This is a genomic window from Segetibacter sp. 3557_3, assembly GCF_004354985.1.
In the GTDB taxonomy this organism is placed as follows: Bacteria; Bacteroidota; Bacteroidia; order Chitinophagales; family Chitinophagaceae; genus Segetibacter.
Genome location: NZ_SMSK01000011.1, coordinates 104,076 through 127,836, shown reverse-complemented (window position 1 = coordinate 127,836; position 23,761 = coordinate 104,076). Strand labels below are relative to the sequence as shown.

21 protein-coding genes are annotated in these 23,761 nt (G+C 45.3%); 5 read left to right on the top strand and 16 right to left on the bottom strand.

Annotated features, from left to right (window positions below):
* Positions 1-91 precede the first annotated feature (91 nt).
* From trmB to EXU57_RS16245, 3 genes are all read left to right on the top strand, one after another.
* Positions 92-805 (top strand): tRNA (guanosine(46)-N7)-methyltransferase TrmB, encoded by a 714-nt coding sequence (gene trmB / locus EXU57_RS16255; protein ID WP_133269285.1) that lies wholly within the window; start codon positions 92-94, stop codon positions 803-805.
* A complete protein-coding gene (locus tag EXU57_RS16250) occupies positions 783-992 on the top strand; it encodes a DUF5522 domain-containing protein (RefSeq protein ID WP_133269284.1) in 210 nt (69 codons plus the stop codon). Before trmB ends, EXU57_RS16250 begins: the two co-directional genes overlap by 23 nt.
* 203 nt (positions 993-1,195) lie before the next feature.
* On the top strand, positions 1,196-1,594 hold the full coding sequence (locus EXU57_RS16245; protein WP_133269283.1) for an MGMT family protein: 399 nt from the start codon (positions 1,196-1,198) through the stop codon (positions 1,592-1,594).
* A 55-nt stretch (positions 1,595-1,649) separates the two neighbouring features.
* Here the strand turns inward: EXU57_RS16245 and EXU57_RS16240 are convergent, their stop codons facing one another.
* The 14 genes from EXU57_RS16240 to EXU57_RS16170 form a co-directional block, all read right to left on the bottom strand.
* Positions 1,650-2,204: a DUF420 domain-containing protein gene (locus EXU57_RS16240; RefSeq protein ID WP_133269282.1), complete on the bottom strand. Its 555-nt coding sequence runs from the start codon at positions 2,202-2,204 to the stop codon at positions 1,650-1,652.
* 7 nt (positions 2,205-2,211) lie between these two features.
* A complete protein-coding gene (locus EXU57_RS16235; RefSeq protein ID WP_133269281.1) occupies positions 2,212-2,934 on the bottom strand; it encodes an SCO family protein in 723 nt (240 codons plus the stop codon).
* Positions 2,935-3,012: 78 nt separating this feature from the next.
* Positions 3,013-3,438: a cytochrome C oxidase subunit IV family protein gene (locus EXU57_RS16230; RefSeq protein ID WP_133269280.1), complete on the bottom strand. Its 426-nt coding sequence runs from the start codon at positions 3,436-3,438 to the stop codon at positions 3,013-3,015.
* A gap of 35 nt (positions 3,439-3,473) precedes the next feature.
* Positions 3,474-4,148, bottom strand: a complete 675-nt coding sequence (locus tag EXU57_RS16225; RefSeq protein WP_133269279.1) for a cytochrome c oxidase subunit 3 — start codon at positions 4,146-4,148, stop codon at positions 3,474-3,476.
* A gap of 86 nt (positions 4,149-4,234) precedes the next feature.
* Positions 4,235-4,813, bottom strand: a complete 579-nt coding sequence (locus EXU57_RS16220) for a heme-copper oxidase subunit III (protein WP_243745625.1) — start codon at positions 4,811-4,813, stop codon at positions 4,235-4,237.
* A gap of 47 nt (positions 4,814-4,860) precedes the next feature.
* Positions 4,861-5,757, bottom strand: a complete 897-nt coding sequence (gene cyoE, locus EXU57_RS16215; protein WP_243745624.1) for a heme o synthase — start codon at positions 5,755-5,757, stop codon at positions 4,861-4,863.
* A 94-nt stretch (positions 5,758-5,851) separates the two neighbouring features.
* Positions 5,852-7,675 carry a cbb3-type cytochrome c oxidase subunit I gene (locus EXU57_RS16210; RefSeq protein WP_133269278.1) on the bottom strand — a complete coding sequence of 608 codons (1,824 nt, stop codon included), beginning with the start codon at positions 7,673-7,675 and terminating at the stop codon, positions 5,852-5,854.
* Between the two features lie 54 nt (positions 7,676-7,729).
* The gene (locus EXU57_RS16205) at positions 7,730-8,848 is read right to left on the bottom strand and encodes a cytochrome c oxidase subunit II (RefSeq protein ID WP_133269277.1); all 1,119 of its coding nucleotides are present in this window, start codon (positions 8,846-8,848) and stop codon (positions 7,730-7,732) included.
* Between the two features lie 42 nt (positions 8,849-8,890).
* Positions 8,891-10,126, bottom strand: coding sequence for a quinol:cytochrome C oxidoreductase (locus EXU57_RS16200; protein WP_133269276.1), 1,236 nt, complete (start codon positions 10,124-10,126; stop codon positions 8,891-8,893).
* Positions 10,127-10,164: 38 nt separating this feature from the next.
* Positions 10,165-10,860 carry a c-type cytochrome gene (locus EXU57_RS25175; RefSeq protein ID WP_165958176.1) on the bottom strand — a complete coding sequence of 232 codons (696 nt, stop codon included), beginning with the start codon at positions 10,858-10,860 and terminating at the stop codon, positions 10,165-10,167.
* Positions 10,861-10,880: 20 nt separating this feature from the next.
* Positions 10,881-11,471: a DUF3341 domain-containing protein gene (locus EXU57_RS16190; RefSeq protein WP_133269274.1), complete on the bottom strand. Its 591-nt coding sequence runs from the start codon at positions 11,469-11,471 to the stop codon at positions 10,881-10,883.
* Between the two features lie 95 nt (positions 11,472-11,566).
* Positions 11,567-13,051, bottom strand: coding sequence for an NrfD/PsrC family molybdoenzyme membrane anchor subunit (nrfD, locus tag EXU57_RS16185; RefSeq protein ID WP_133269273.1), 1,485 nt, complete (start codon positions 13,049-13,051; stop codon positions 11,567-11,569).
* A gap of 254 nt (positions 13,052-13,305) precedes the next feature.
* On the bottom strand, positions 13,306-16,665 hold the full coding sequence (locus EXU57_RS25655) for a TAT-variant-translocated molybdopterin oxidoreductase (RefSeq protein WP_243745623.1): 3,360 nt from the start codon (positions 16,663-16,665) through the stop codon (positions 13,306-13,308).
* Between the two features lie 101 nt (positions 16,666-16,766).
* Positions 16,767-18,041 (bottom strand): c-type cytochrome, encoded by a 1,275-nt coding sequence (locus EXU57_RS16170; protein ID WP_133269272.1) that lies wholly within the window; start codon positions 18,039-18,041, stop codon positions 16,767-16,769.
* Between the two features lie 587 nt (positions 18,042-18,628).
* Between EXU57_RS16170 and EXU57_RS16165 the strand changes: the two genes are divergently transcribed.
* Positions 18,629-19,288, top strand: a complete 660-nt coding sequence (locus EXU57_RS16165; protein WP_243745622.1) for a phosphoribosylglycinamide formyltransferase — start codon at positions 18,629-18,631, stop codon at positions 19,286-19,288.
* A 215-nt stretch (positions 19,289-19,503) separates the two neighbouring features.
* On the opposite strand, the gene EXU57_RS16160 is transcribed toward EXU57_RS16165, so the two are convergent.
* Entirely contained in the window at positions 19,504-19,998 is a 495-nt protein-coding gene (locus EXU57_RS16160; protein WP_133269271.1) for a GNAT family N-acetyltransferase, read from the bottom strand.
* A 61-nt stretch (positions 19,999-20,059) separates the two neighbouring features.
* Between EXU57_RS16160 and EXU57_RS16155 the strand changes: the two genes are divergently transcribed.
* The gene (locus tag EXU57_RS16155; protein WP_133269270.1) at positions 20,060-21,631 is read left to right on the top strand and encodes an N-acyl-D-amino-acid deacylase family protein; all 1,572 of its coding nucleotides are present in this window, start codon (positions 20,060-20,062) and stop codon (positions 21,629-21,631) included.
* A 173-nt stretch (positions 21,632-21,804) separates the two neighbouring features.
* Here the strand turns inward: EXU57_RS16155 and EXU57_RS16150 are convergent, their stop codons facing one another.
* Positions 21,805-23,751, bottom strand: a complete 1,947-nt coding sequence (locus EXU57_RS16150) for a hypothetical protein (RefSeq protein ID WP_133269269.1) — start codon at positions 23,749-23,751, stop codon at positions 21,805-21,807.
* Positions 23,752-23,761: the final 10 nt, after the last annotated feature.

Sequence of the window (23,761 nt, the reverse complement as noted above, 5' to 3'; positions counted from 1 at the left end):
TCGCACATGCTTTGCTGCTGCAAGTTTATGCAATTGGTCATACCAGCGAGGGCTGATTGCCCGTTTACATATTGTGCTATTTTTGCAGGGTATGGCTCAAAAGAAATTAAAACGTTTTGCTGAACTTAAATCGTTTCCAAACGTGTTTGAATATCCTGAAAATATGCAGGGGAAATGGGACGCATTTTTCGGCAATCCAAATCCTGTCACGCTCGAGCTGGCCTGTGGAAAAGGAGAATATGCCGTTGGTTTGGGCCGGCTCTACCCCAATAGAAATTTTATCGGTGTCGACATAAAAGGCAACAGGATGTGGAAGGGGGCAAAGACTGCTATCGAAGAAGGTTTGAAAAATGTTGGTTTTTTGAGAAGCCAGGTTGAAAGAATAAATGAATACTTCAAGCCTGGTGAAGTCAGCGAAATCTGGATCACGTTTCCCGACCCCCAGCTACGGGTTTCCCGGGCCAAAAAGAGACTCACCCATCCCCGGTTCCTGAGGCTTTACCAGCAGATTCTTGCAACAAATGGCACCATAAACCTGAAAACGGATAGCCCTGATCTCTATGATTTTACATTACAGGTAGCAGAACTGTATGGTCTTGAGATCGTCCACAAGTCAGCCAACGTTTATGCATCCGGCCCGGTCAGTAACGAACTTGCGATAAAGACACACTATGAGGGCCTGGATATCGCAAAAAGTAGTCGAATATTTTACATTAGGTTCAGTCTTGATGGATCCTTGCCTGTGGCAAAGGATGATGTATTAAAACAACTGGTTATCCAAAATGAGTCTGCTGAAACAAACTGATTACTATTTCAATCCTGATGGCCGCATGGTGTTTACCCGCAGTTACCACCTGGATCGCGGTTATTGCTGCGGTAATGGATGTAAACACTGCCCCTTTGACTATATAAATGTCAACGAACCACGGAGAACGTTGCTGATTGCAAACAATAATAAAAGCGAAGGCGAACAGCAAAAACCGCGTGATTAAAGCACCATGTTATTGCATGCCTAAGGCAATCACACCACCTGTTAGATTTTTTGGTGACCGGCAGTAAATCTTGCTTCAACATCGTTGCCCGCCCGGATGAACCGGTTCGGACGGGTGTCACTCACTTATACTTGTATCGCTATACTGAGCTAACGCTTAAACCATCCGGGAAACGGGGTTCCTTATAAAACAATTATGGCGTCATGAAAAAAGTGCCTCGACCACCAAAACAAACAGGGACCACGCCACGAAGCATTCCGGTAAATGACGGATCAGCGCAATACTCCTTTTTTCAGAATGTCTGGGATGTAGTCCGGCAAATTCCATTCGGCCGGGTTACTTCTTATGGAGCAATTGCGCGCTACCTGGGTACCGGATCATCAGCACGCATGGTTGGTTGGGCCATGAACGCCAGCTTCAATATAAGTCCGAAGGTACCCGCGCACCGGGTTGTTAACCGGAACGGCATGTTGAGCGGTAAGGCCCATTTTACCCCACCTGAACTTATGCAGGAGTTGCTTGAAAAAGAGGGCTTGATTGTAAAAGATGAAACCATTCAGGAGTTTGAGACCCATTTCTGGGACCCCGCAGTTGAACTTTGATCTCCCCTAAATTTAGATAAAACCAGTCCATCTTAAAACATTTGAAGGTCACTTATTAGTTATAATAAGGCTTAATCATAAGGTAAACTATAGGTCCGGATACGGCCACATAAAGCCATAGCGGAAGGGTATAGCGGGCTATCCTGGTATGAGCACCGTACTCGCCCGTAAGCGCACGGTATGCTGTCAGCAGGATAAAAGGGAGAATAATCGCAGCCAGAAAAATGTGGGTGATTAAGATAAGGAAATAGATCAGCCGAATGGTTCCGGTACCACCAAACTTTGTTTCGGGGGCGAGCAGGTGATGGCTGATGTAAAAGACGAGGAAAACTATGGATAAGAACAACGCGGCAAACATCAGCTGTTTGTGTAACTGGTATTTACGCTGCTTTACGGAAACTAAAGCGCATACCAGCAAGATTGCCACCATCGAATTGATCACTGCATTCACCGCTGCAAAAATGTGTACATCAAAGCCTAAGTCTACATCAAGTTTGTAACGGCCAAGCGCAACAATAACTGCAAATACAACCACCGAGAAAATCCCGATCAGCCAGTAGGCCTTTTTATCATTACGTAACAGGGAGGGTAATGGAAAACTTTCCGGCATAACTAAGTTACTTTCTGAACAAATTTCTTTTCTTCTTTCTATCCTTTTCTAACATCAACAATCCAACATCGGAAGCAAGCCGGGCGAGGGAAGTAGTATCCAAACCATCATAATACCCGCGAACTACATATTCCCTATCCAACAAAACAAACTTTTGCGTGTGTATAAATGACGTATCAACCCCTTCGCCATCAACCACTGCCATCTTCAACTCATTAAGTGCAAAGTCGTAAATCGTCTTTTTAGGTCCGGTAAGCATCCACCAGTTATCGTGGTCCACACCAAACTTGTCCGCGTAATTCTTTAGCGCCCTCACAGAGTCTCGTTCGGGATCGATGGTGAAAGAAACAAAGCGAACAATTGATGAGTCGATAACCTTGCGTCCCTCGTTGTAATGCGAAAAGGACTGCTGCAGCTTTGCCATGTTCCGGGTTAACGCAGGGCAGATGTTGGGACACCTTGTGAAAATAAAATCAGCTACGATTACTTTTCCCTGTATGTCATAAAGGCTAACAGTATCACCCAACTGGTTTACCAATGTTACGTTAGCGGTTTTGTGCCATACCGTATCACTGCTGGTTTTTCCGTCTGTAGACTTCTCTACCACCGAGTCCATATAATATCTCCGGGGCATTATAATATCAGCTTCACTCCTCCATTTCACCAGCCAATAACATATAACCGGCACGAGTAGGGCAACCATAAGCGCCAGCACGGCATTCTTCGACATTTCAGTACTCCTCTTTATTTAAAAAAAACCATCGCACCCGCGATGGTTTAACTTATTTACAATCTTGTATGGTAAAAATCAATGTCCAGTTTCTGATCGTTTTTCTTCGTTTTTCTCTATCGCCGGCTGCTTAACATTAGCGCTTTCAGCTTTGTATTTGTCATAAGTTAACCTGCTCACTTTGTACGTATGACCATCATATAGAAACGCGATGATAAACCAAAAGAAAAGACCCAGAGGCACTACGATCGTCATAATCATATTCCGCAATTCGTGTCCAAGGTGCATAAAGTAAGAAACAATATAAAACGCCTTAGCCAACATCAGGATGATGATTATGCCTTTGATCGCCGAACGCATAAATCCAGGGTCATTAAACGATTTATACATCAGGAAACCCAATGCAAGCTCCACTATGGTAAGCACAGAGAGTATGATAGTTACATTCCGCACCTCGTTTTTGTTCGCCGAATCGTGATCGCTATGTGCCATTTGATGTTCCATATACTTTAATTGAAATGTTGCAGAATTGGTTTTGATTAAATAAGGTAAAAACAAGTGAACACGAATACCCAAACTAGGTCAACAAAGTGCCAGTAAAGACCGGCCTTCTCAATCATCAGGTAGTGACCTCTCCTTTCAAAGGTATCAGTCATTGCCATGATCAACATAATAATATTGATGACAACACCTGAGAAAACGTGGAAACCATGAAAACCGGTGATGGTAAAAAAGAAGTTGGTAAAGTTGGTTGAAGATGCGGTTCCGTCCTGGTTAACAAACGGATTACGTCCCCACCATGCACCTTCTTCATGAAGATGGTGCCATTCCCATGCCTGGCAACTCAGGAAGGCAATACCTCCGATAATTGTCCAGAAAAGATATTTTACAACAGCTGCTTTGTTTCTTTCATGTCCTGCACGTACAGCAAGCACCATGGTAACTGAGCTAATGATCAGGATAAAAGTCATCAAACTCACGAACATCAACGGCAACCCGCTACCTAAACCCGGGAAGGATTGAAAAACTTCGTTTGGATCAGGCCATCCTGTGCTACTAAACCGAATTGTACCGTAAGCAATCAGAAAAGCCCCAAATGTGAAGGCATCACTCATTAAAAAATACCACATCATTAATTTTCCGTACTCTACATTAAAAGGGCTCTTTCCCCCACCCCACCATTTGGTATCCGTTGTGATTGCTGTTGTTGCCATTTGTGCTGTTTAAGTTTGGTATGCAAATTTATTTGATGACGTTCAATTTCTATCCGTCCAACATGAAATAGTTTGTATTATTTCGGTTATACCTGTACCACGTGAAAAAATATGAACAGGTAAATCCAGAGCACATCAACAAAATGCCAATAGGTACTTACAATTTCGAGCGAAATGCTGCTGTATGTCTTTTGCTTGGCAGTGTACGCCCGTATGTACATAATTACGAGTGCAACTACCCCGCCAAGCACGTGTAAAATGTGTACACCAGTTAGTACCGCCAGGAACGATGCGGCAGGATTACTGTTGGTACCGATCAGCTTGATGCCATTTTCGCCGATATGCGAAAATCCTACGAGTTGCAAAGCAGTAAATACCAACCCAAGCACAACTGTTACCGACATTAGCAAACGATACCGGCGCATTTCCCGTGCATTAAACGCCTGACCCGCAAGGTAAATACTAAGGCTGCTCGCAAGTATTGCAGCAGTAGAGTACCAGAAAACAATAGGTAAATCGAATTCCAGCCAATTGCTCTGATTTCGTTTTACGACATAAGCACTCGTTAAACCCGCAAACATCATTACAATACTTCCGAGTGCCACCCACATGGTAAATTTGTGGGGATGAATTCTTTTTCTTTGATCACTATAAGTTGCCATCATTTCAACAAGGTTAATTGTGACAGGCTTTCAAACCGGGCTGCCTGTCTTTAAGCTTTATCTGCCAACAATGCCAGGAGTACAATAGGCAGATAGATATAACTGCTGAACATCACACGCCTGGCCGACTTGATGTCCATATTCATTAACAGCCGGATGCATTGAATAACCATAAACAGGTTACATGCTACAACGATCCATAAACTTACAATTCCTGACATGTTTGCGTAATAGGGTAACAGTCCTACCGGCAACATTATCAACGAATAGATCACCGCCTGTAGGGCAGTGAACTTGTTGGGGCCCTTATCAGCAGGCAGTAATTTGAATCCGGCTTTACTATAATCGCCGTGTGCAACCCAAGCAATTGCCCAGAAGTGTGGGAACTGCCACAGGAATTGCATTGCAAAAAGGATCCATCCCCCTGCGCTAAACGAATCTGTACCGGCCACCCAACCGATAAGGCAGGGAAGAGCTCCGGGAAAGGCACCGACCAACACCGCAATTGAGTTGATCTTTTTTAACGGAGTATAGATGTAAGCATAGAGAAAAAGACTTAGTGCTGATAACAATGCTGAAGAGAAATTGAAGAATTTCCACATCATCAAAACCCCAAGCAACCCTGCAATCAGGGCAAACGCATATGCTTCCTGCTGCGTCATTCTTCCTTCCGCAACCGGGCGTTTGGAAGTACGCTTCATCATTGCATCAGTATCTTTCTCTACCGCCTGGTTGATTGCATTTGCACTGCCTGTAATGAGCATACCTGCCACAAACAACAGGATGACCATCTTAAGATTATACTCAACATTGGGAGCCAACAGGTAACAAACAACACAGGAAAATACTACAGTAAAACTAAGTGTGAACTTAATGAGCTGAAAGTAATCCTTCACCTTGGCAGCAACCCTATAACTCGTTGAGATATGTTCTGATGTACTCATCATAAAAAACCAAGTACCCTTTTTTAAAAACAATGCCCCGAATATTCAGGGCATTGAGTATGATAGCTGCCTTAACCCGAAGGCAAAACAGACAAATTTAGTGTCTACTCTCGTCAGCCCCAACCGGTGTTGTTTGTGAAATGTAATCATGACCATCTTTACCGTAGTCGTAAGCCCAACGGTGAACTTCCGGAATTTCACCCACCCAGTTTCCGTGACCTGGATTGATTGGTGTGGTCCACTCAAGTGTGTTAGAACCCCACGGATTTTGCGAAGTCACTTTTCTACCCTTATACATAGAATAGAAGAAGTTGAACAAGAACAATAACTGTGTTGCAAATACGATAATGGCTACGATCGTAATAAACTGGTTAAGGCCAACAAACTGCTTGAAGCTTTCCCAGTTGGAATAGTCATAATACCTTCTCGGCATACCCGCCAAACCTTCGTAGTGCATTGGCCAGAAGATAAGGTAAGCACCGGCAAGTGTAACCCAAAAGTGGATATAAGACAGGGTATTGTTCAGATAACGGCCAAACATCTTAGGAAACCAATGATAGATACCAGCATACATCCCGAATATACCAGCTACACCCATTACGATATGGAAGTGGGCAATGATGAAGTAAGTATCGTGAAGATGAATGTCAAGGGCAGAGTTTCCAAGGAAGATACCCGTTAGACCTCCCGAAATAAACATGCTTACAAACCCAATGGAATAAAGCATTCCTGCAGTAAAGCGAAGATTACCGCGCCACAACGTCGTTAACCAGTTGAACACCTTAATTGCACTAGGTACCGCGATCAACAAGGTAAGGAGTACGAAGAAGGAGCCAAGAAACGGATTGAGACCAGATACGAACATATGATGCGCCCAAACCACAAACGCAAGAACAGCAATAGCAAAGAGGGAACCAAGCATCGCCATGTAACCGAAGATCGGCTTACGGGCGTTGGTACTCATTACCTCCGACACAATACCCATCGCTGGCAGGATGATGATGTATACCTCGGGGTGACCCAGGAACCAGAACAAGTGCTGGTAAAGAATAGCACTTCCACCCTCGTTAGGTAAAGCACCCACACCCTGAATAAATATATCGCTTAAGTAAAAGCTGGTACCAAAGTTACGATCGAAGATCAGGAGGATAAATCCTGATAACAATACCGGGAAAGATAATACACCAAGGATTGCAGTAAAGAACAGGGCCCAGATGGTAAGCGGCAACCTGGTCATACTCATACCTTTGGTACGCATGTTAAGGATTGTAGCTATGTAATTCAAACCACCCAACAAACTGCTCACTACAAACAGGGCCATACTAATCAGCCACAGGTCCATACCGGTCTTAGATCCGGGAGAAGCCGATCCGAGTGCGCTTAACGGTGGATAGGCTGTCCAACCTCCGCTAAATGGACCAGTTTCAACAAAGATTGAAGACAACATAACTACACCTGCTGCAAAGAAGAACCAGTAGCTAAGCATATTCATAAAGGGTGAAGCCATATCCCTTGCACCAATTTGAAGCGGGATGAGAAAGTTTGCAAAAGTTCCACTTAAACCTGCTGTCAGTACAAAAAACACCAACACGGTTCCGTGGGTTGTTACCAATGCATAATATGCTTCGGGAGTGATTGTACCGCCTTTGGCCCATTTACCAAGCAGGGTCTCCAATATTGGAAAAGACTCCCCGGGGTAACCCAATTGCATCCGGAACAATACCGACATTAATCCACCGATGATAGCCCAAACCATTCCGGTAATCAGGAATTGCTTAGCGATCATCTTGTGATCCATACTAAAGATGTACTTGGAAATAAAAGTTTCGTGGTGATGATGATGATCGCCATCATGATCGTGGTGAGCAGCATGAACGTGTCCTACATCCGTTTGTGTGCCTATAACTCCTTCGTTATTCATACCAATTTATTTATTTGTTTAAACCGCCGGGCAAAAACAATTGTTTGGATTCTTTTAGTTTTTTCTTTCGTTTGAAACCATGGTTACTGCCGTTGCATTTTTAGCACTATCCGCAGGTGCAGCTCCCGCCGGGTTTGTTGCCGGGGATCCAGGCACAGTAGCCGGGTTATTATCGGGGAAAGCAGTTAAGTAAAGCGGCTTTTGCTGCGCCAGCCAAACATCAAACTCTTCCTGGGTTACAACCCTGATGATGCCTTTCATGGCAAAGTGGTTGTTTCCACAAATCTGGTCGCAAGCAATCTCGTATTCAAAGTTTGGATTACCTGAACTCTTCTGCATTTCTGCGGTAGTAAACTTAGGTGTGAACCAAAGCGATGTTGGAATACCAGGAACAGCATCCATTTTCAGCCTGAAGTGAGGAAGACCAACATCGTGAATTACATCACGCGAACCGATAACCAGTTTAACCGGCTTGTTCTTCACGACGTACATCGTTTGCTGAAGCACGATATCATCTTTCGCAGCAGGATCAGCCTTTTGATTCATTTCGGCATTATCTGCCCAAACAAGACCGACCCAGTTTGTTGCATCGTCGATGTTGCGAAAATACTTCTTACCAAATTCATTATCCTTACCCGGGTAGCGATAGATCCAGCCAAATTGCTTACCCGTAACCTCAACAACCATTGCGTTTTGAGGGGCATCGCCGGTAAACAAAAACCAGTTACGTAAACCGATAATCACAAGAACGGTGAGAACAATGGTTGGAATAACGGTCCAGATTACTTCAAGACGATTGTTGTGCGGGAAGAAGAAGGCTTTCCGGTTCTCTTTCTCCTGGTACTTGTAAGAAAACCAGAATAAAAGTATTTGCGTAATAAAAAACACGATACCGGTCACAATGATGGTCAGGTTCATCATCGAGTCTACCTTTTCACCTTCAACCGAAGCACTCTCCCCCAGTAACCTTCCTTTCAATATCTCATGGCAATAATATACACCGATGAGCCCTAGCACCAGGAAAACGATCATCAGGAAACCATTGATCTTATTGTTGTGCTTACGCGACCGCTCTTCTCCCTTCAATATATCAACATACTCACTCGCTTTTGCAATCTGGAAAATGATCACAAAAAGTAGAATGACTGCTGCGATGGTAAAATAAAGTGACATTACTTCTTAAATTTTCTTACTAAATACAATCCCGTCCGTTCTCTATGTATGATGTATGATGCTCTCTTTCAGGTAAGGGTGGTTCTTTGCAACCAATGGCGCTTTGGTAAGTGCTTTGCCTACAAAAAGGATAATCATTCCAATGTAGAGGGCAAGAATACCGAAGTCGAGCCAGCTTAACGTCAGGTGATCTTTAGACACACTTCCCATTACCATCTGCATGAAATCGATCCAGTGACCAAATAAAATCAGTACCGCCATAAAGGTCATAAGCGTATAATTCCGCTTGGTTGAACGCTTCATCAAAATTAGCAAAGGACAGACGAAGTTCACGATTAAATTGAAGAAAAACACGCCCCTCCAGGCTCCCTGCACCCTGTGTTTAAAGTATATGGTCTCTTCCGGCATATTGCTATACCAAATCAACATATACTGAGAAAACCAGAGGTAGGTCCAAAATATTGAAAACGCGAACATGAACTTACCGAGATCATGAAGGTGCTCCTCAGTAACATATTCGAGCAGACCCCTGTTCTTCAGGAATATTACCCAAAGTGCTATCAACGCAACACCCGAAACAAAAGAACTTGCAAATGTATACCAACTGTACATGGTGCTATACCAGTGCGCATCTATACTCATCATCCACAGCCACGGTACAGTCGAACCAACTGTTAAACCAAACCACACGGTAAACAAGGACGCCATAACGGTATTTCTCCAGATCCAGCGTTTACCTTGTTCAAGCGTCATGCTGCCTTCATCAGACTCTCTCGACAACTTCCGCATGCGTGCACCCAGGTAACTCCACAAACCAATCGACAACAAAGTCCAGATCACAAAAAATGGTGCATTAAGAAACCCCTTCTTTTCAGCCAATATCTGGTCGTCACCACGTGTGAGCCAATGATAGACCGGATGGTGATGCCCGCCATGTCCAACACCGAATACAATGTATAACAACACAACTGCTGCTATTGTTCCAAAAATGGGTACAACAGCTGAAATCGCTTCCGGAACCCGGCGAAACGCCACCTGCCAACCACCATGTGCTAGTGTAGTTACACAGATAAAAAACATGCTTGCATTACAAACCAACATGAAGAACACGCTGTTGTAAAGAACAGTTCCCCAAAACACGCCCTGCTCCTCAGCATTTGAGCTAAAGCCGCGGGTGAAAAGACCTATAAGAAATGCAAGCAGTCCCACTGCTATCAATCCCATAGACCAGGTTCTCATTCGTCCCGTTACTTCAAATTGCCCTCTTATAGATGCCATTGTAGAAAATTTTGTTTGCCGTTAGTTTTTCGTATAAGTTATCTACCCCCACCTGTGGTTGTGCCCGTTGCTGCTCCTGTGCCGGTACCTGTAGCTGCTCCTCCGCCTGTACCTGTTGCTGAAGTATCGGTAGCGGCCGTCTCGCTTCCTGTAGCATTACTGCCTTTACCTGCTGCCTGCATTTGCTTGATATAGTTCGCAATCATCCACCGCTGTTTGCGGGTGAGCTGTGAAGCATAACTGCCCATCAGGTTTTTACCATATGTCTGAACGTGAAAAATGGTGCCTTCACTAAGTTTCTCAATGTTCGCATCACCAACAAGGGTAGCAGGTTTGGCCGGGTATTTACCGCTGGCATACAATGGTCCGTTACCATCAAGTTTTGATCCGTGGCATATAGCACAGTTGATCATATAAAGACGCTGTGTTTCTATGCTATCCTTACCGGTAACCGGCTTAAGCGGATTTGTAACTGTAGCGCTCATGCTATAACCCGCGCTGTCGTTACCCAGGTGATAAGGTAGTTCCTCACCCCTGTTGACTGTACCAGAAACCGGCATGTTGTTGTAATTGAAATTCTGGTTTTCTGGCCGGCCGTTTTGAGAATAGGTCTCATAAGCCCGGCTCGCACCCATGTCCGGCATATATTGCCTGGCCGGCTTACGTTGGTAGGTTTCGCAACCAAAAAGCACAACAGCAGAGGAAAAAAGGCTTATTATAAATAGTTTCTTCATTTTCTTGATCTTAAAGTTCATTAGGCAATAGCAGCACTTTCGTCAGCATACAATTTCTGATCCTTATCGTACCTGCCAAGCCACCAGCCGGCCTCTACGTTTTGTTCATTTACTTCAACCGCCCCTGTACTTGCCATAAAACCCTTAAGGTCCTCAACATTTGTTTTAGATGTACACTCAATTACCATCACGAACAAGTCGTCGGTAGCACGTGGGTGAAAATGGTGCTTTTTTACAAAAGGCGCCAATTGACAGAGGTAACAAAATGTGAGTACCATGCCCACTGCTGAAAACAAAACCGTGGTTTCGAAGATGATTGGAATAAAAGCAGGTAATGGCAAATGGGGCTTTCCACCGATATTTAAAGGCCAGTCGGCAGTGAAGATCCAGCTCATACAGGAAAGCGCAGTGATGGTACCTGTAGCACCATAGATAAAACCTGCGGTATGTAGGCTTGTTTCGCGTTGACCAATAGCGTGGTCGAGACCATGCACTGGAAAGGGGGTATACACATCGTGTATCTTATAGCCGGCGTTCCGCATCTTCTTTACTGCCGGAAACAAAACCTCCTCATCATCGAAACTTCCAACTACAAATTTTTTTCTTGCCATAATTTTAAGCTTTGACCGGTTACCCCCGAAGAGGCTCCCTTTATTCAGTTATGCTCCGGAGAGCTTTATTCCTGGTAATGTTACACAACGGGGGATCAATGCTCCATTCCCGAAGAGGCCCTGCCATGTTCCGGCTGTGCCACATGAGCATACTCATGTGCAAATTCGCTTGCCGGCAACTCTTCAATTGGAGTAACCTTAGCCTTGTAGTTTTCACCTGAGGTTTTAAGAACATGTTTGATCTCTGCTACCGCAATAACCGGGAAGTATTTGGAGAACAGGAAGAAACAGGTAAAGAACAACCCGAACGTACCGAGGTAAAATCCGATTTCCCAAATGGTTGGACTATAGTAATAGGGCCAGCTGCTAGGCAGGTAATCGCGGTAGAGCGAAGTAACGATGATCACGAAACGCTCGAACCACATACCAATGTTTATGAGAACGCTCATAAAGAATGTGAAGGCAATGTTTCTCCTGAGCTTCTGAGACCAGAACAACTGTGGCGAAACCACGTTACAGAACATCATTCCATAGTAACTCCAACCGTATGGACTGAAGATATTACCACGACTGTAGAAGAATGCATATTGTTCGTAATCGTTGGCACTATACCATGCTACGAAGAGCTCAGTAAGGTATGCACAACCTACGATCGTACCTGTTAACACGATAACCTTGTTCATCGCTTCAATGTGACCAACCGTAATATACTCCTGCAATGACAGTACCTTTCTTACAATGATCAGCAGTGTTTGCACCATTGCAAAACCGGAGAAGATTGCACCCGCAACAAAGTAAGGAGGGAAGATGGTGGTGTGCCATCCGGGAATAACCGAAGTGGCAAAGTCGAAGGATACAATGGTGTGCACCGATAGTACAAGTGGTGTACTTAAACCAGCCAGTACAAGCGATAAGCTTTCATGACGTTGCCAGTGTTTTGTACTACCTGTCCAGCCAAATGATGCAATACCGTATAAAAGTTTGCGAAGTTTTGTTTTAGCACGATCCCTTACTGTTGCCATATCAGGAATAAGACCTGAATACCAGAAGAGTAATGATACCGTAAAGTAAGTAGAGATCGCAAATACGTCCCAAAGGAGCGGAGAAGCGAAGTTAGGCCATACGGGACCACGTGTATTTGGGTAAGGAAGTGTAAAGAAGGCCACCCAAACACGACCCATGTGAAATATCGGGAACTGACCCGCACACATTACCGCAAAGATCGTCATCGCCTCAGCTGCACGGTTAACCCCTGTTCTCCAACCCTGGCGGAAGAGTAAAAGGATCGCCGAAATTAGTGTACCGGCGTGACCAATACCAACCCACCATACGAAGTTGGTGATGTCCCAACCCCAACCCACAGTTTTGTTCAGGTTCCATTGCCCGATGCCATAAGTCACCTCGCGGTAAACGCTATAAACACCGAATAGCAGCAATGCAAGTGATATAAAAAAACCAACATACCAAAGCTTGCCTGGCTTGGCTTCAATCGGGCTTATGATGTCTTCCGTTACCTGGTGGTAATTCTTATTACCATCTACCAGTGGTTCCCTGATCTGTGATTCGTACTTTAACTGCATCTGGTTTGGTTTAACATCAGCCTTTAACGACCGATCGTATATGAGGTATTCGTTTTCCCACAATCAACGCAAATCATCCTTCCGGGGCCATGATAACGTTCAATCAAACGATCCTTATTCCTGTTTCTGTGTTTGATCCTGTTTTGTCCCCCGCTGCCTGAAGCGATACGGATGAACGTACTGCGACGCAACGATGTTTCTTAAAGTGACCCGGCTGGTGACAAAAAATGCATTATTGTGCACCGGCCTATTTGTTAGTGCGGCGCACTTTGATGATCCATTTCTTTATTCTCCTCTCCTCCTACGGTAGACTGCTGTGGTTCAGTATGCAGTATTTCGTCGGTGTTGCGAACCCTTGCCAGGTAGCTGACGTTTGGCAGCGTATGCAGCATTTCGAGTACATAAAACAGGCGACCGTTGTTGGTACCACGATGGTAAGTAAGCGCACTGTGACTGTCGTTTGCGTTACCAAATACAATTGCATCGCTCGGACAAGCCTGCTGACACGCAGTTTTAACATCCCACTCGTTGTTTGCACCCGTTTTTAAAGGCCGGCTTTCTTTTTTAGCTTTCAGTTTTCCTTCCTGCAAACGTTGTACGCAGAAAGTACATTTTTCGATAACACCACGGCTCCTCACCGTTACATCAGGGTTAAGCACCATCCTGGTAAGATCGTCGTTCATCATCATCGAGGCATCAGTAAGCACCTCTTTCTGGTTATCGGGAAAGCTATCTGCACCCATGTAATCAGACCAGTTGAAACGACGTACTTTATATGGGCAGTTGTTTGCACAATACCTTGTACCGATACAACGATTGTAAGCCATCTGGTTTAAACCCTCGCTGCTGTGGTTGGTTGCAGATACCGGGCATACGTTTTCGCATGGCGCATTATCGCAGTGCTGGCACAACATGGGCTGGAAGACAACATTTGGATTATTGAGGTCACCCGAGAAGTAACGGTCGATCCGCATCCAGTGCATATCATGTGAACGTGCCACCTCTGTTTTACCAACTACCGCTACGTTGTTTTCAGCCATACATGCAACTACGCATGAGCCACAACCAACGCAACTGTTTAAATCTATACTCATGCCCCATTTAACCCCGGGCTTATCATAAACCGGGTAAAGGGTAGCCTCCTGTTCGAAATTGTTTGTTTTTGGCGCGAAGTCTTTGTGTAACTCCTCCCGCATGCCAGCAAACATTTTTGGACTTTTGCTTAAAGTAGCAAGGGTTGTTTCGAGTACAACTTCTGTTCTGCCTTCGTGTGTATTGTGTGTCTGGTTTTGGGCAACGGTATATTTCTTTGCGCCCTTCTCAACAGCGACATTGTTTAAACCGTATTCACGTGTTGTGCCGTTGAAGCCAACCCATGGAAAAGCATTCTGACCTGCACCATTGGCTGCCTTTCCAATTTGCTCGCTGCGGCCATAACCAAGCGCAACGCCTATTGTATCAGGGTTTGTACCCGGTACAATGATGATTGGCAATTCAAGAGCTATATTGTTAACGGTGATTTTTAAACTTGGCTTTTCAGGGTGTACCTCGTAGGCGTCGATATCACCATTCTTGGTCAGGTCGATGCCAAACATATCCAGCGCCATGGCAGGTGAAATCACGGCATAGTTATCCCAGGTAGCTTTGGTGATCGGGTCGGGCATCTCCTGTAACCAGGGATTGTTTGCCTGGGTTCCACTACCAATTGAGATTTTTTCGTATAGAAACAGTTCAGTTTTGCCACCTTTTTTGGCACCAGTGATGGCGGTAGCTGCAGCAGCAACACCAGCACTGTTGAATCCGGTGCTCCGGATTACCGGTGCTGTAACCGGTGTAGCAGCAATTGCAGCAGGGGCGGTTGCACCAGTATTCGTGTTGGCGGCGCCTGCTTGTGCAGCTGCTGCTGCCGGTGCCGCTCCTGAATGTGCCTGGCTGGAGTCTATACCTGTTGAACCGTGTACACTACCTGTAGAGTGCGGGCTCATTGCAGTGTAATTATCACGCCTGAACCCTGCAGGCGTAATTACGCCATCTTGTAATGCTCTATCGAAGTTACTTTGACCACCCAGTCTTTCACTCCAGTAGGTACGCAGGTATGCCGAATAGGGGGTGGTGTTACCACTCCACCTTAACAGGCTTTCCTGGAACTGCCTGGTTTTAAACAGGGGGTAAATCGTTGGTTGAATTAGAGAAAAGAAGCCAGACTTAGGCTCCACATCACCCCAGCTTTCGAGGTAGTGATGATCGGGAATGATGAAGTTGCAGAGCTGACTTGTTTCATCCCGTTTTTGGTTGAATGAAATCGACAGCCTGACCTTTTTTAACCCGTTTACAAAGTTGGCTGACTGGAAATAATTATAAGCCGGGTTAGCGCCGTGAATGAGCAAAGCACCAATGGAGCCTGCGTTCATATCAGCAACAAGCCGCACCATATCGCTGTCGATACCCTGGCGACCATTAAATGTTGATGACCATTCGATGGTGTTTCCACCTGCACCGACTAGTTCGTTTATGCCGTTTACAATTACCTGTACATTCGGATCATTGCTGCCCGATACGACAAGTGCCGCACCTTTATTTGCATTGAGGTATTGTATTGTTTTTGCGATACCCTTTTTTACACTTTCGCTTACCTGAGGTGCTGTAACGGCTCCACCAAGACCTGCATAAATGGCCATTGCAACGGCGCCGGTTTCTGATGGCTTGTGGTTGAACCTTTCATCAGCATTCGCACCGGTTACACTCATGATGCTTTCAAACTGAATGTGGCGGCTCATGGTGGGGTTCTTCTCGTTAATCTTCCGGGTTTTACCATATTGCTTGGTAAACTCAACCGGGCTTAACCATGTACCCAGGAAATCGGCACCAAGGCTGACAATAACTTTTGCTTTATCGAAGCGATAAGAAGGAATTGCACGACGGCCATATGAAGCTTCGTTCGCAAGTAACATACCACTGTTACTTACTGCATCGTAAGTAACATGGCGGCTTCCAGGAAACCTGCTTAAGAACTGGGTGATAATGTTGCGTGTGGTTGGCGACGTGATTGTTTCAGTTAGCAGTACAATTGGCGCACCACCTAGTCCGGCCATTTCACTTGTAACCATCTTATCCAGTGCATCAAAGGTGCTGACTTCTTTGAACTCGTTACCGGACCGGCGCATTGGAAAACGAACACGGGCCGTGTCGTAAAGGTCAAGAACCGAAGCCTGCACCCTGGCAGAGGTACCACCATAGGTGATGGGTGATAATTCATTACCTTCTATCTTGATGGGACGACCATCTCTAACTTTGGCAATAACACTAACAGCGTCGCCATCCTGAACATAGGTAGTAGCAAACCAGTTTGAGACACCCGGGGTAACTTCTTCGGGTTTATTTACATAAGGAATGGCATGGTTTACAGGTATCTGGCAACCCGCAACGGCAGCAGCAGCAGCGGTGCTAAATCCCATATATTTTAGGAAGTCTCTTCGTGGTGTTTTAGCCTCGAGAAAACCTTTATCATCAGCTTCAAGTGGAAGGTCTTCCTGGAACTCGTCGCCAGCAGCGGCATCAGTAGCATTTATACTATTCAACTCCCCAAAACTTTGCCAGTACTTTTTTTGCTCCATAATTTATCTTTTAACCCAACCGTTGGGCTTTAAATACATGCGTTGATTGTTGTAAGAGATCTAAGAACTCAGCCTATTCCTGAAAAGTAAAAGAGGCAATATTAATAGTGGCACTTCATACATTCTGTTCCCCCGATCTGTTCAACAGTCACACCTTTGGTACTGTCCATTGCACCGCTATTCAGGTCGTGTTGAAATTTCTGGTAAATGCTGTAGAAACCGTTCTCTTTAAATTGAACCTTGCTTTCGCGATGGCAATTGATACACCAGCCCATGCTCAGGTCGCTAAACTGGTAAACTTCGTCCATCTTCTGGATTTCGCCATGGCAGGTTTGACAAGCTACCTGGCCGGCTTTTACGTGTTGAGAGTGGTTAAAATAAACGTGGTCCGGAAGGTTATGTATCTGTATCCATTCAACCGGCTTTGCCTTTGTTGGATCCCATATTTTGCTTACAGAAGGATCGTAGCCTGCATACTCGTACAGCTTTTGTATCTCGGCTGTACCGTTTACTTCTACGTTGTTTTCTTTGTATATTTTTTCGGTACCGGTGTACTCGTTAATTGCCATGTGGCAGTTCATACATACGTTAAGCGAAGGTATATTGGCGTGCTTGCCTTCCTGCGCACCGGTATGACAATACAGACAAGAGATCTGGTTTACACCCGCGTGAACCTTATGTGAATAGTAGATCGGCTGTTCAGGTTGATAGTTTTTGTTTCGACCAAGCCCGATAGCACCTTTTACGGTAAAGTAACCACCCACACAGAAAAACGCTATCGCAACCAAAGCAATGTAAGCCCTGTTACGCCAGAATGGAATAGGCTCTAAAGCAGGCAGACCTTCTCTTTCATCCGACAACTTCTTCAGGTTAGCATTTACCTGTAGCAAGATCATCGCAACCACTGCAAGTATAAGCGTAAGAATACCAAAAAGCAGGGTATTGTCGCTACCACCGCCACCTGATGTTCCACCACCACCCTGGGTTGCAGCTGCTGCAGCAGCAGCTTTAGGATCAGGAACACTGTTTACATAAGCAAGAATTGCGTCAATCTCAGGATCGGTAAGTTGTGGAAACAGGTTCATCGCAACTTTGTTCCACTTAAGGTAGAGTTCATTGGCATAAGGGTCGCCAGATTTGATCACTTCCTGGTTGTTGCGTATCCATGCGTAAAGCTTCTTTTTATCAGGCCAACGTTCTTCAACTTTATACAATGCCGGACCTGTAAGATCCCGGTGAGGATTATGGCAGGAAGCACAGTTTGCGTTGAATAATGACTGGCCGTTTTGGGCAATTACATTGGTTCTAACAGCTACAGTAAAGAATAAAATTAAACTAAGTACAAGGGTATTGGCAATTCGGCGATGATGGATCATATACACAAAAGATTGTGCTTTGAGTGGAAAAATTTCCTAAAGTGCGTGGCAAAAATAGCGCAGGAACTGCACATATTATCAACATACAAAAAAAAAATTTTCCCTTGTCTGGCTTGAGTTTGAGCCGATTTCGGTGTTGAACATTTTTTGATTGTCATTTTTTTGTAACTCGAATTTGTTCAATATTCCTGTTAAAATTTTGTGTGTTTTTGAACACTTTTGAAAGCTGTAAAAACGGGTGCAAACACGCGCTGAGCCGTATTGTACAGCCGTTTACAATCACCAACCCGGGCATACCATTTCAACGTTCATCGGCACTGTTTAACCTTTTTGGGGCCTGCCCCTTTTTTTGGCTGTTTTGTTCATCCGGGGCAACCGTAGGAAGCCTGAAACAAAACCAGAATTTGGTGAAAAGAAAAGGCCATCGCACCACTATTCATCATCTTTCAACAGTTATTTACAAGCGAAGTAGGCGCATAATGAAGCCCAAGCCTCTATTTTTCTTTCTTAAAAGTGCTGTTGTAAGACAAACAGGTTTTAACATTGCAGAAACCCCAGCCTTTGGTACGTACTAAATACAGCATGTTATGACTGAGGATGCCGGAAGCATGGTTTCCCAAAACGTAAGTGCATTGCATTCTTCACAAGCTGAGGCCAAAGTACATTTTCGTCTGGCTGTTTTTGCGTCGGGTGCCGGAAGCAATGCAGCAAAGATCATCGACCACTTTCGCGATCATAAAACTACCCGTGTGGCCATGGTCGTCAGCAACAAGCCTGGTGCTGGTGTCATTGGCATAGCGAACGCAAACAAGGTGCCCGTGCTGTTGATTGATAAGGAACCCTTTTTCCGGGGTAATGCTTATACAGATGAACTAAAAGCTTTCGGAATCGATTTTATTGTACTTGCCGGCTTTTTGTGGAAGGTTCCGGCTGCACTTATCGCTGCTTACCCACGCAAAATCATAAACATTCATCCGGCCCTACTTCCCCTTTATGGTGGTAAAGGCATGTATGGCGAACACGTTCATACAAGTGTGCTGGCGGCAGGCGACAAAGAAAGCGGGATCACGATCCATTATGTGGACGAACATTACGACTCCGGCGACATCATCTTCCAGGCACGTTGCAAGGTCGAACACACTGATACACCAGGCACCCTCGCAAACAAGATACATGCACTGGAGCACCTGCACTATCCTGTTGTTATCGATAAGGTAGTTACACAAACCTTTCAGCTTTCGCATTAAGTGCCCGACATACCAGTGCAATCGACGATCTAAGTGCTTTTGCTTTTAACACGATTCTTTTTTGGGGCATTCATCCGGGGGTTCTCCGTCAACAGCGGTTCCGGCTGTTCATTCCAAATCCGCCACAAAGCCAGGCACAGGAGCCTTCAGCGTGTTTTCCATTTCCATCCGGCAGCCCTTCGCCCTTATAACTACAACAAGCACCTGCACGACACTTAAACGAGATCAGTCACCGCGGAGGCGCTAATTCCCCGTTGCATATATACCACTCCGGGAAGCGGATTGGCATAGTAGGGTTCTGTTATTACAAAGCCATGTCGTTCGTAAAGCCTGATGGCGGGTTGTAAACGGTCGAGGGTATCGAGTACCATCGTGTGATAACGCATAGCTGCCGCAGCAATAAGTAAACGGGCCACCAGCTTATCACCTATACCATTCGACCGGTATTCGTGTCGTACATACAACCTTTTCATTTCGCACACACCTGCTGCTGTCAGCGGCTGCAAAGCAATACAACCGGCAGGCAAGCCTTCATAATAGGCAATGAAAATACAACCAAGCGGGGGTGAATACTTTTTAAATGGTTCATTCAGTTCATCGGTGAAACCCTGGAAACATAGGTCTTCCTGCAAACCATCGGCATATTCTTTAAAAAGCTGTTGTATTACCTGCCGGTCAGCCACCGGCTCTGCTGTTTTAATCTCGAGCATATTCAAATTTAAATTACAAAACAGGAAATGGCACAATCCTTAACTTGGGAAAATTTTGTTTATGCGGTGGCTTATACTGTGTTTAATGGTTCCGGTGGTGGCTTCATGCCGGCAGGGTCCTGACCTGCTGATCAGGAATGGAAAAATTATTGATGGCACCGGCAACTCCTGGTATTATGGCGATGTCGCGGTAAAAAACGGGAAGATTGTCGCCATTGGAAAGCTGGATAGTGTGGGCTTTACCAGGATAATCAACGCAAACGGCCTTATTGTAGCCCCGGGCTTTATTGATGTGCATACGCATATTGAAGGCGATGAGCGGGAAAACCCGGAGGCGAATAACTTTATTTACGATGGTGTTACATCAGTAGTTACCGGAAACTGCGGATCATCTCAGCCAGACCTCAACCAGTACTTGAAAAGCCTCGACAGTTTAAAGTTGTCCGTAAACGTCGCTTCGCTGGTTGGGCACAATACAGTTCGAAGAGCAGTTATTGGTTCCGCTAACCGCGATCCCAATCCTGCTGAGCTGGCGCAGATGAGCCAGATGGTGGAACAGGCGATGAAAGATGGCGCTGCCGGTTTGTCAACAGGACTCATCTATATTCCCGGAACATATTCAAAAACGCCGGAGGTAGTTGCACTTGCAAAAGCCGCCTCAAAATACAATGGGGTATATGCCTCACATATGCGCGATGAAGGCGACAGTGTTGTCCAGGCCATTGAAGAAGCAATTAACATTGGCAGGCAGGCCAATATGCCGGTTGAGATTTCGCACTTCAAAGTAAGCGGCCAGCAAAACTGGGGACGAAGTAAACAAACCCTTGAAATGGTACGCAATGCCCGCAACGAGGGTTTGGATGTCACCATAGATCAATACCCGTATACCGCCAGTAGTACGTCGCTAAGTACACTTTTGCCTGAGTGGGTGCTTGCAGATGGCCAGGACTCATTGATCGCTCGGCTTTCCAGGCCGGATGTTAGGAAAAGTGTAAAGGAAAAGATGTTGACGAGCCTGAAGAAACGCCGTTTGAAGCATTTTAGTTACGCAATGGTTGCTTACCATAAGTACGACACCACGCTAAACGGAAAAAGCATCGAGGCAATAAACCTCTTAAAGGAACGCAAACACAAGGCGCTTGACGAAACGGAAACAATCCTCCAAATGATGGAGCATGGTGGTGCAGGTATGGTCTTCCATGGCATGAGCGAAGATGATGTAAAGGAGATCATGCAATACCCGTTTAACATGTTTGCCTCCGATGCAAGTATCCGCATCTTTAACCAGGGTGCACCTCACCCACGCGGCTACGGCACAAACGCACGCGTCCTGGGCAAGTATGTACGCGACGAACGGGTTATCATACTAGAAGAAGCAATCCGGAGAATGACCTCTTTGCCTGCGCAAAAGTTTAAACTGAATGGCCGGGGATTATTGAAGGAAGGATATGCTGCAGATATCGTGGTGTTCGACGAAAAAACCGTTGCCGATCTTTCCACCTTTGATAAGCCACACCAATATTCCACAGGTTTTAAATATGTACTGGTAAACGGGGCCATTACCGTTGATAATGGGGTGCACAATGGCACAAGGGCAGGCAACATCCTGTACGGTCCGGGACATACCCGGTAAATAGCCTGGTTCTTCATCCTTTCTCCAATCTTGGTGTATCGGGTTTGTAATCCCATTCACTAGTGGAGGAGGTATATTTAAAATGCAAAAACCGGAACACGTTCCGGTTTTTGCATTTTAAAAGATAGGTTCGTGGTTAAAGATGAACCCGTTTGTTGTAATCAATTAAGCGCTTAGTCTATTAAAGGTATTTTATAGCTCACGCCATCAATTTCAATCTGGAGAAACTTACTTGTAATGTTCCTGATGGTTGCGCTTACAACGTTTCCGACCTTAAGTTTCGCTGCACTTTCAGCACCCAAAGGCTTTTCGGTTTGGATCGTTTTTGCATATACACCTTCTACGGATACCTGTCCACCCATTACGTTGCCGGCATCGCTTACAAAATTCAGTTTTGCATTGTTTCCTGCTGTGTTGAACTTGATGTTCAGGTCGCCTGAATTTGCAGGTGCAATTGAACCACCAATCTCCAACTTACCCATGCTGAGGAAGTTAAGGCTTGAAATAACACTTGTAGGTGTAATGTAGAACTTCTCAGAATACGCATCGTCACCAATTGAAAGCAGGCGATTGTTTGTCTGCCTTCCAAGGAACGTGTGTGCAGTAGAACCAGTGCTGGCGTCGGTATTATTGGCATAGGTACTACCGTGACTAACACCACCTTCTATTTCGAGACCATTGTTGAACTTGAAATTACCGGAACTGTTTACAAAAGATAAACCGTTGCCACTGTTTACAATAAATGCTTTGTTATGGTTGGCAGAACCCGGCGCTGTTTCACCACGGCCATTCATCTCCAGGTAAGAACTACCTCCCGCTTCCGGCTGCATCTCTATGCGAATGTCGCCCGCATCATTCCGCATCCTCATCCAGTCGATACTGGCGTCGTTAACCTTTTTGAAATTAAACTGGTGCATTTGGTAGTCGGCTGAACCAATACCGGTTTCGCGATCAATATACATTGAGAAGGGGCGAAGACCATGACCTGAATTCGTGTGCATTTCCGGTAAGTGGAACTCCATCACTTTACGGCCACCTACATCAAAAAAGGTTTCACCTGCAAAGCGATACGCAGCCTCACCTTGTATTGACTGACCACCACCCGGGGTAGTATTGTATCCCCAAAAGCTACCAACTACATTACTCCTGCTGCCAGAGCCATTTACACCGGGGAACTCTTTTACAGCCATACTAAACTTGCCCTGTTTCACGGATTCGTTGTAGTTGCTGGGTTTGGTTTCAATGAAGTTGTCATCATTTTCGAATACTATGTTGCCGGTAGTCGTATTACCTGTTGCAATAACACGGTCAAGCGGCGAAGCAGTGATACTATCCATGTTTGCATTAATTACGTATGGCTTGCTTGCAGTTCCATCACCCGAAACGTCCAGGTTTTTACCGCCTATAATTTTAACCCCTAGGCTGTCAACATTATCGCTAATCTTCCGGGTAAACAATTCACCGTCCGCATTAGCAAGTACCTGCATCGGCTCAGCAGACTCCTTATGTGCAAGTTTATCCAGTTGTAAGTTACCGCCGGCCGTAATCTTAATGCGCTGTTTGTTATTGGTAATCAGTACAAGGTCTGTAGAGTCGGTAGATCCGAGACGGTCGCCTTCCGAATGACCTGCATTGCCTACAGTCCGCCAAAAATTTGTTTCAGTTGCTGCGGGTGCAGGGCTTTGACCGGTGATCTGGTTGCCGACCAGTTCAGCAGCAGTTCCTGCGTGGAACGCATAAGGCACTGCCAATAACTTCGTGCTATTTATAACACTGTATCTATCCTGGCTGCTTGTTTTTATTGATATATTGATCCAGACTTCCTCTGTACTCCAGGGCACTTTCGAAAACGTACCTGTAACGGGTTTGCCTGAACCGATGATCAGCGTGAAAAGACCAAGTTGGTTGGTGTTTGCCGCATGCGTTTCGCTATAGAATACTGAAGACGACTCCTGCGGACCCTTATAAAGATCTATTTTTAAAGAGACCGGTTGGTTAACCAGCACTTCGCCATTGAGGTTTCGTGCAATTGCCTGGTAATTCATTCCCTGGGGCACCGTTTGTGCTTTACCAAAAGTGGATGCGAGGGCAAAAAGTAGCGCAAATGATAATTTTTTCATAGTAAAGGTT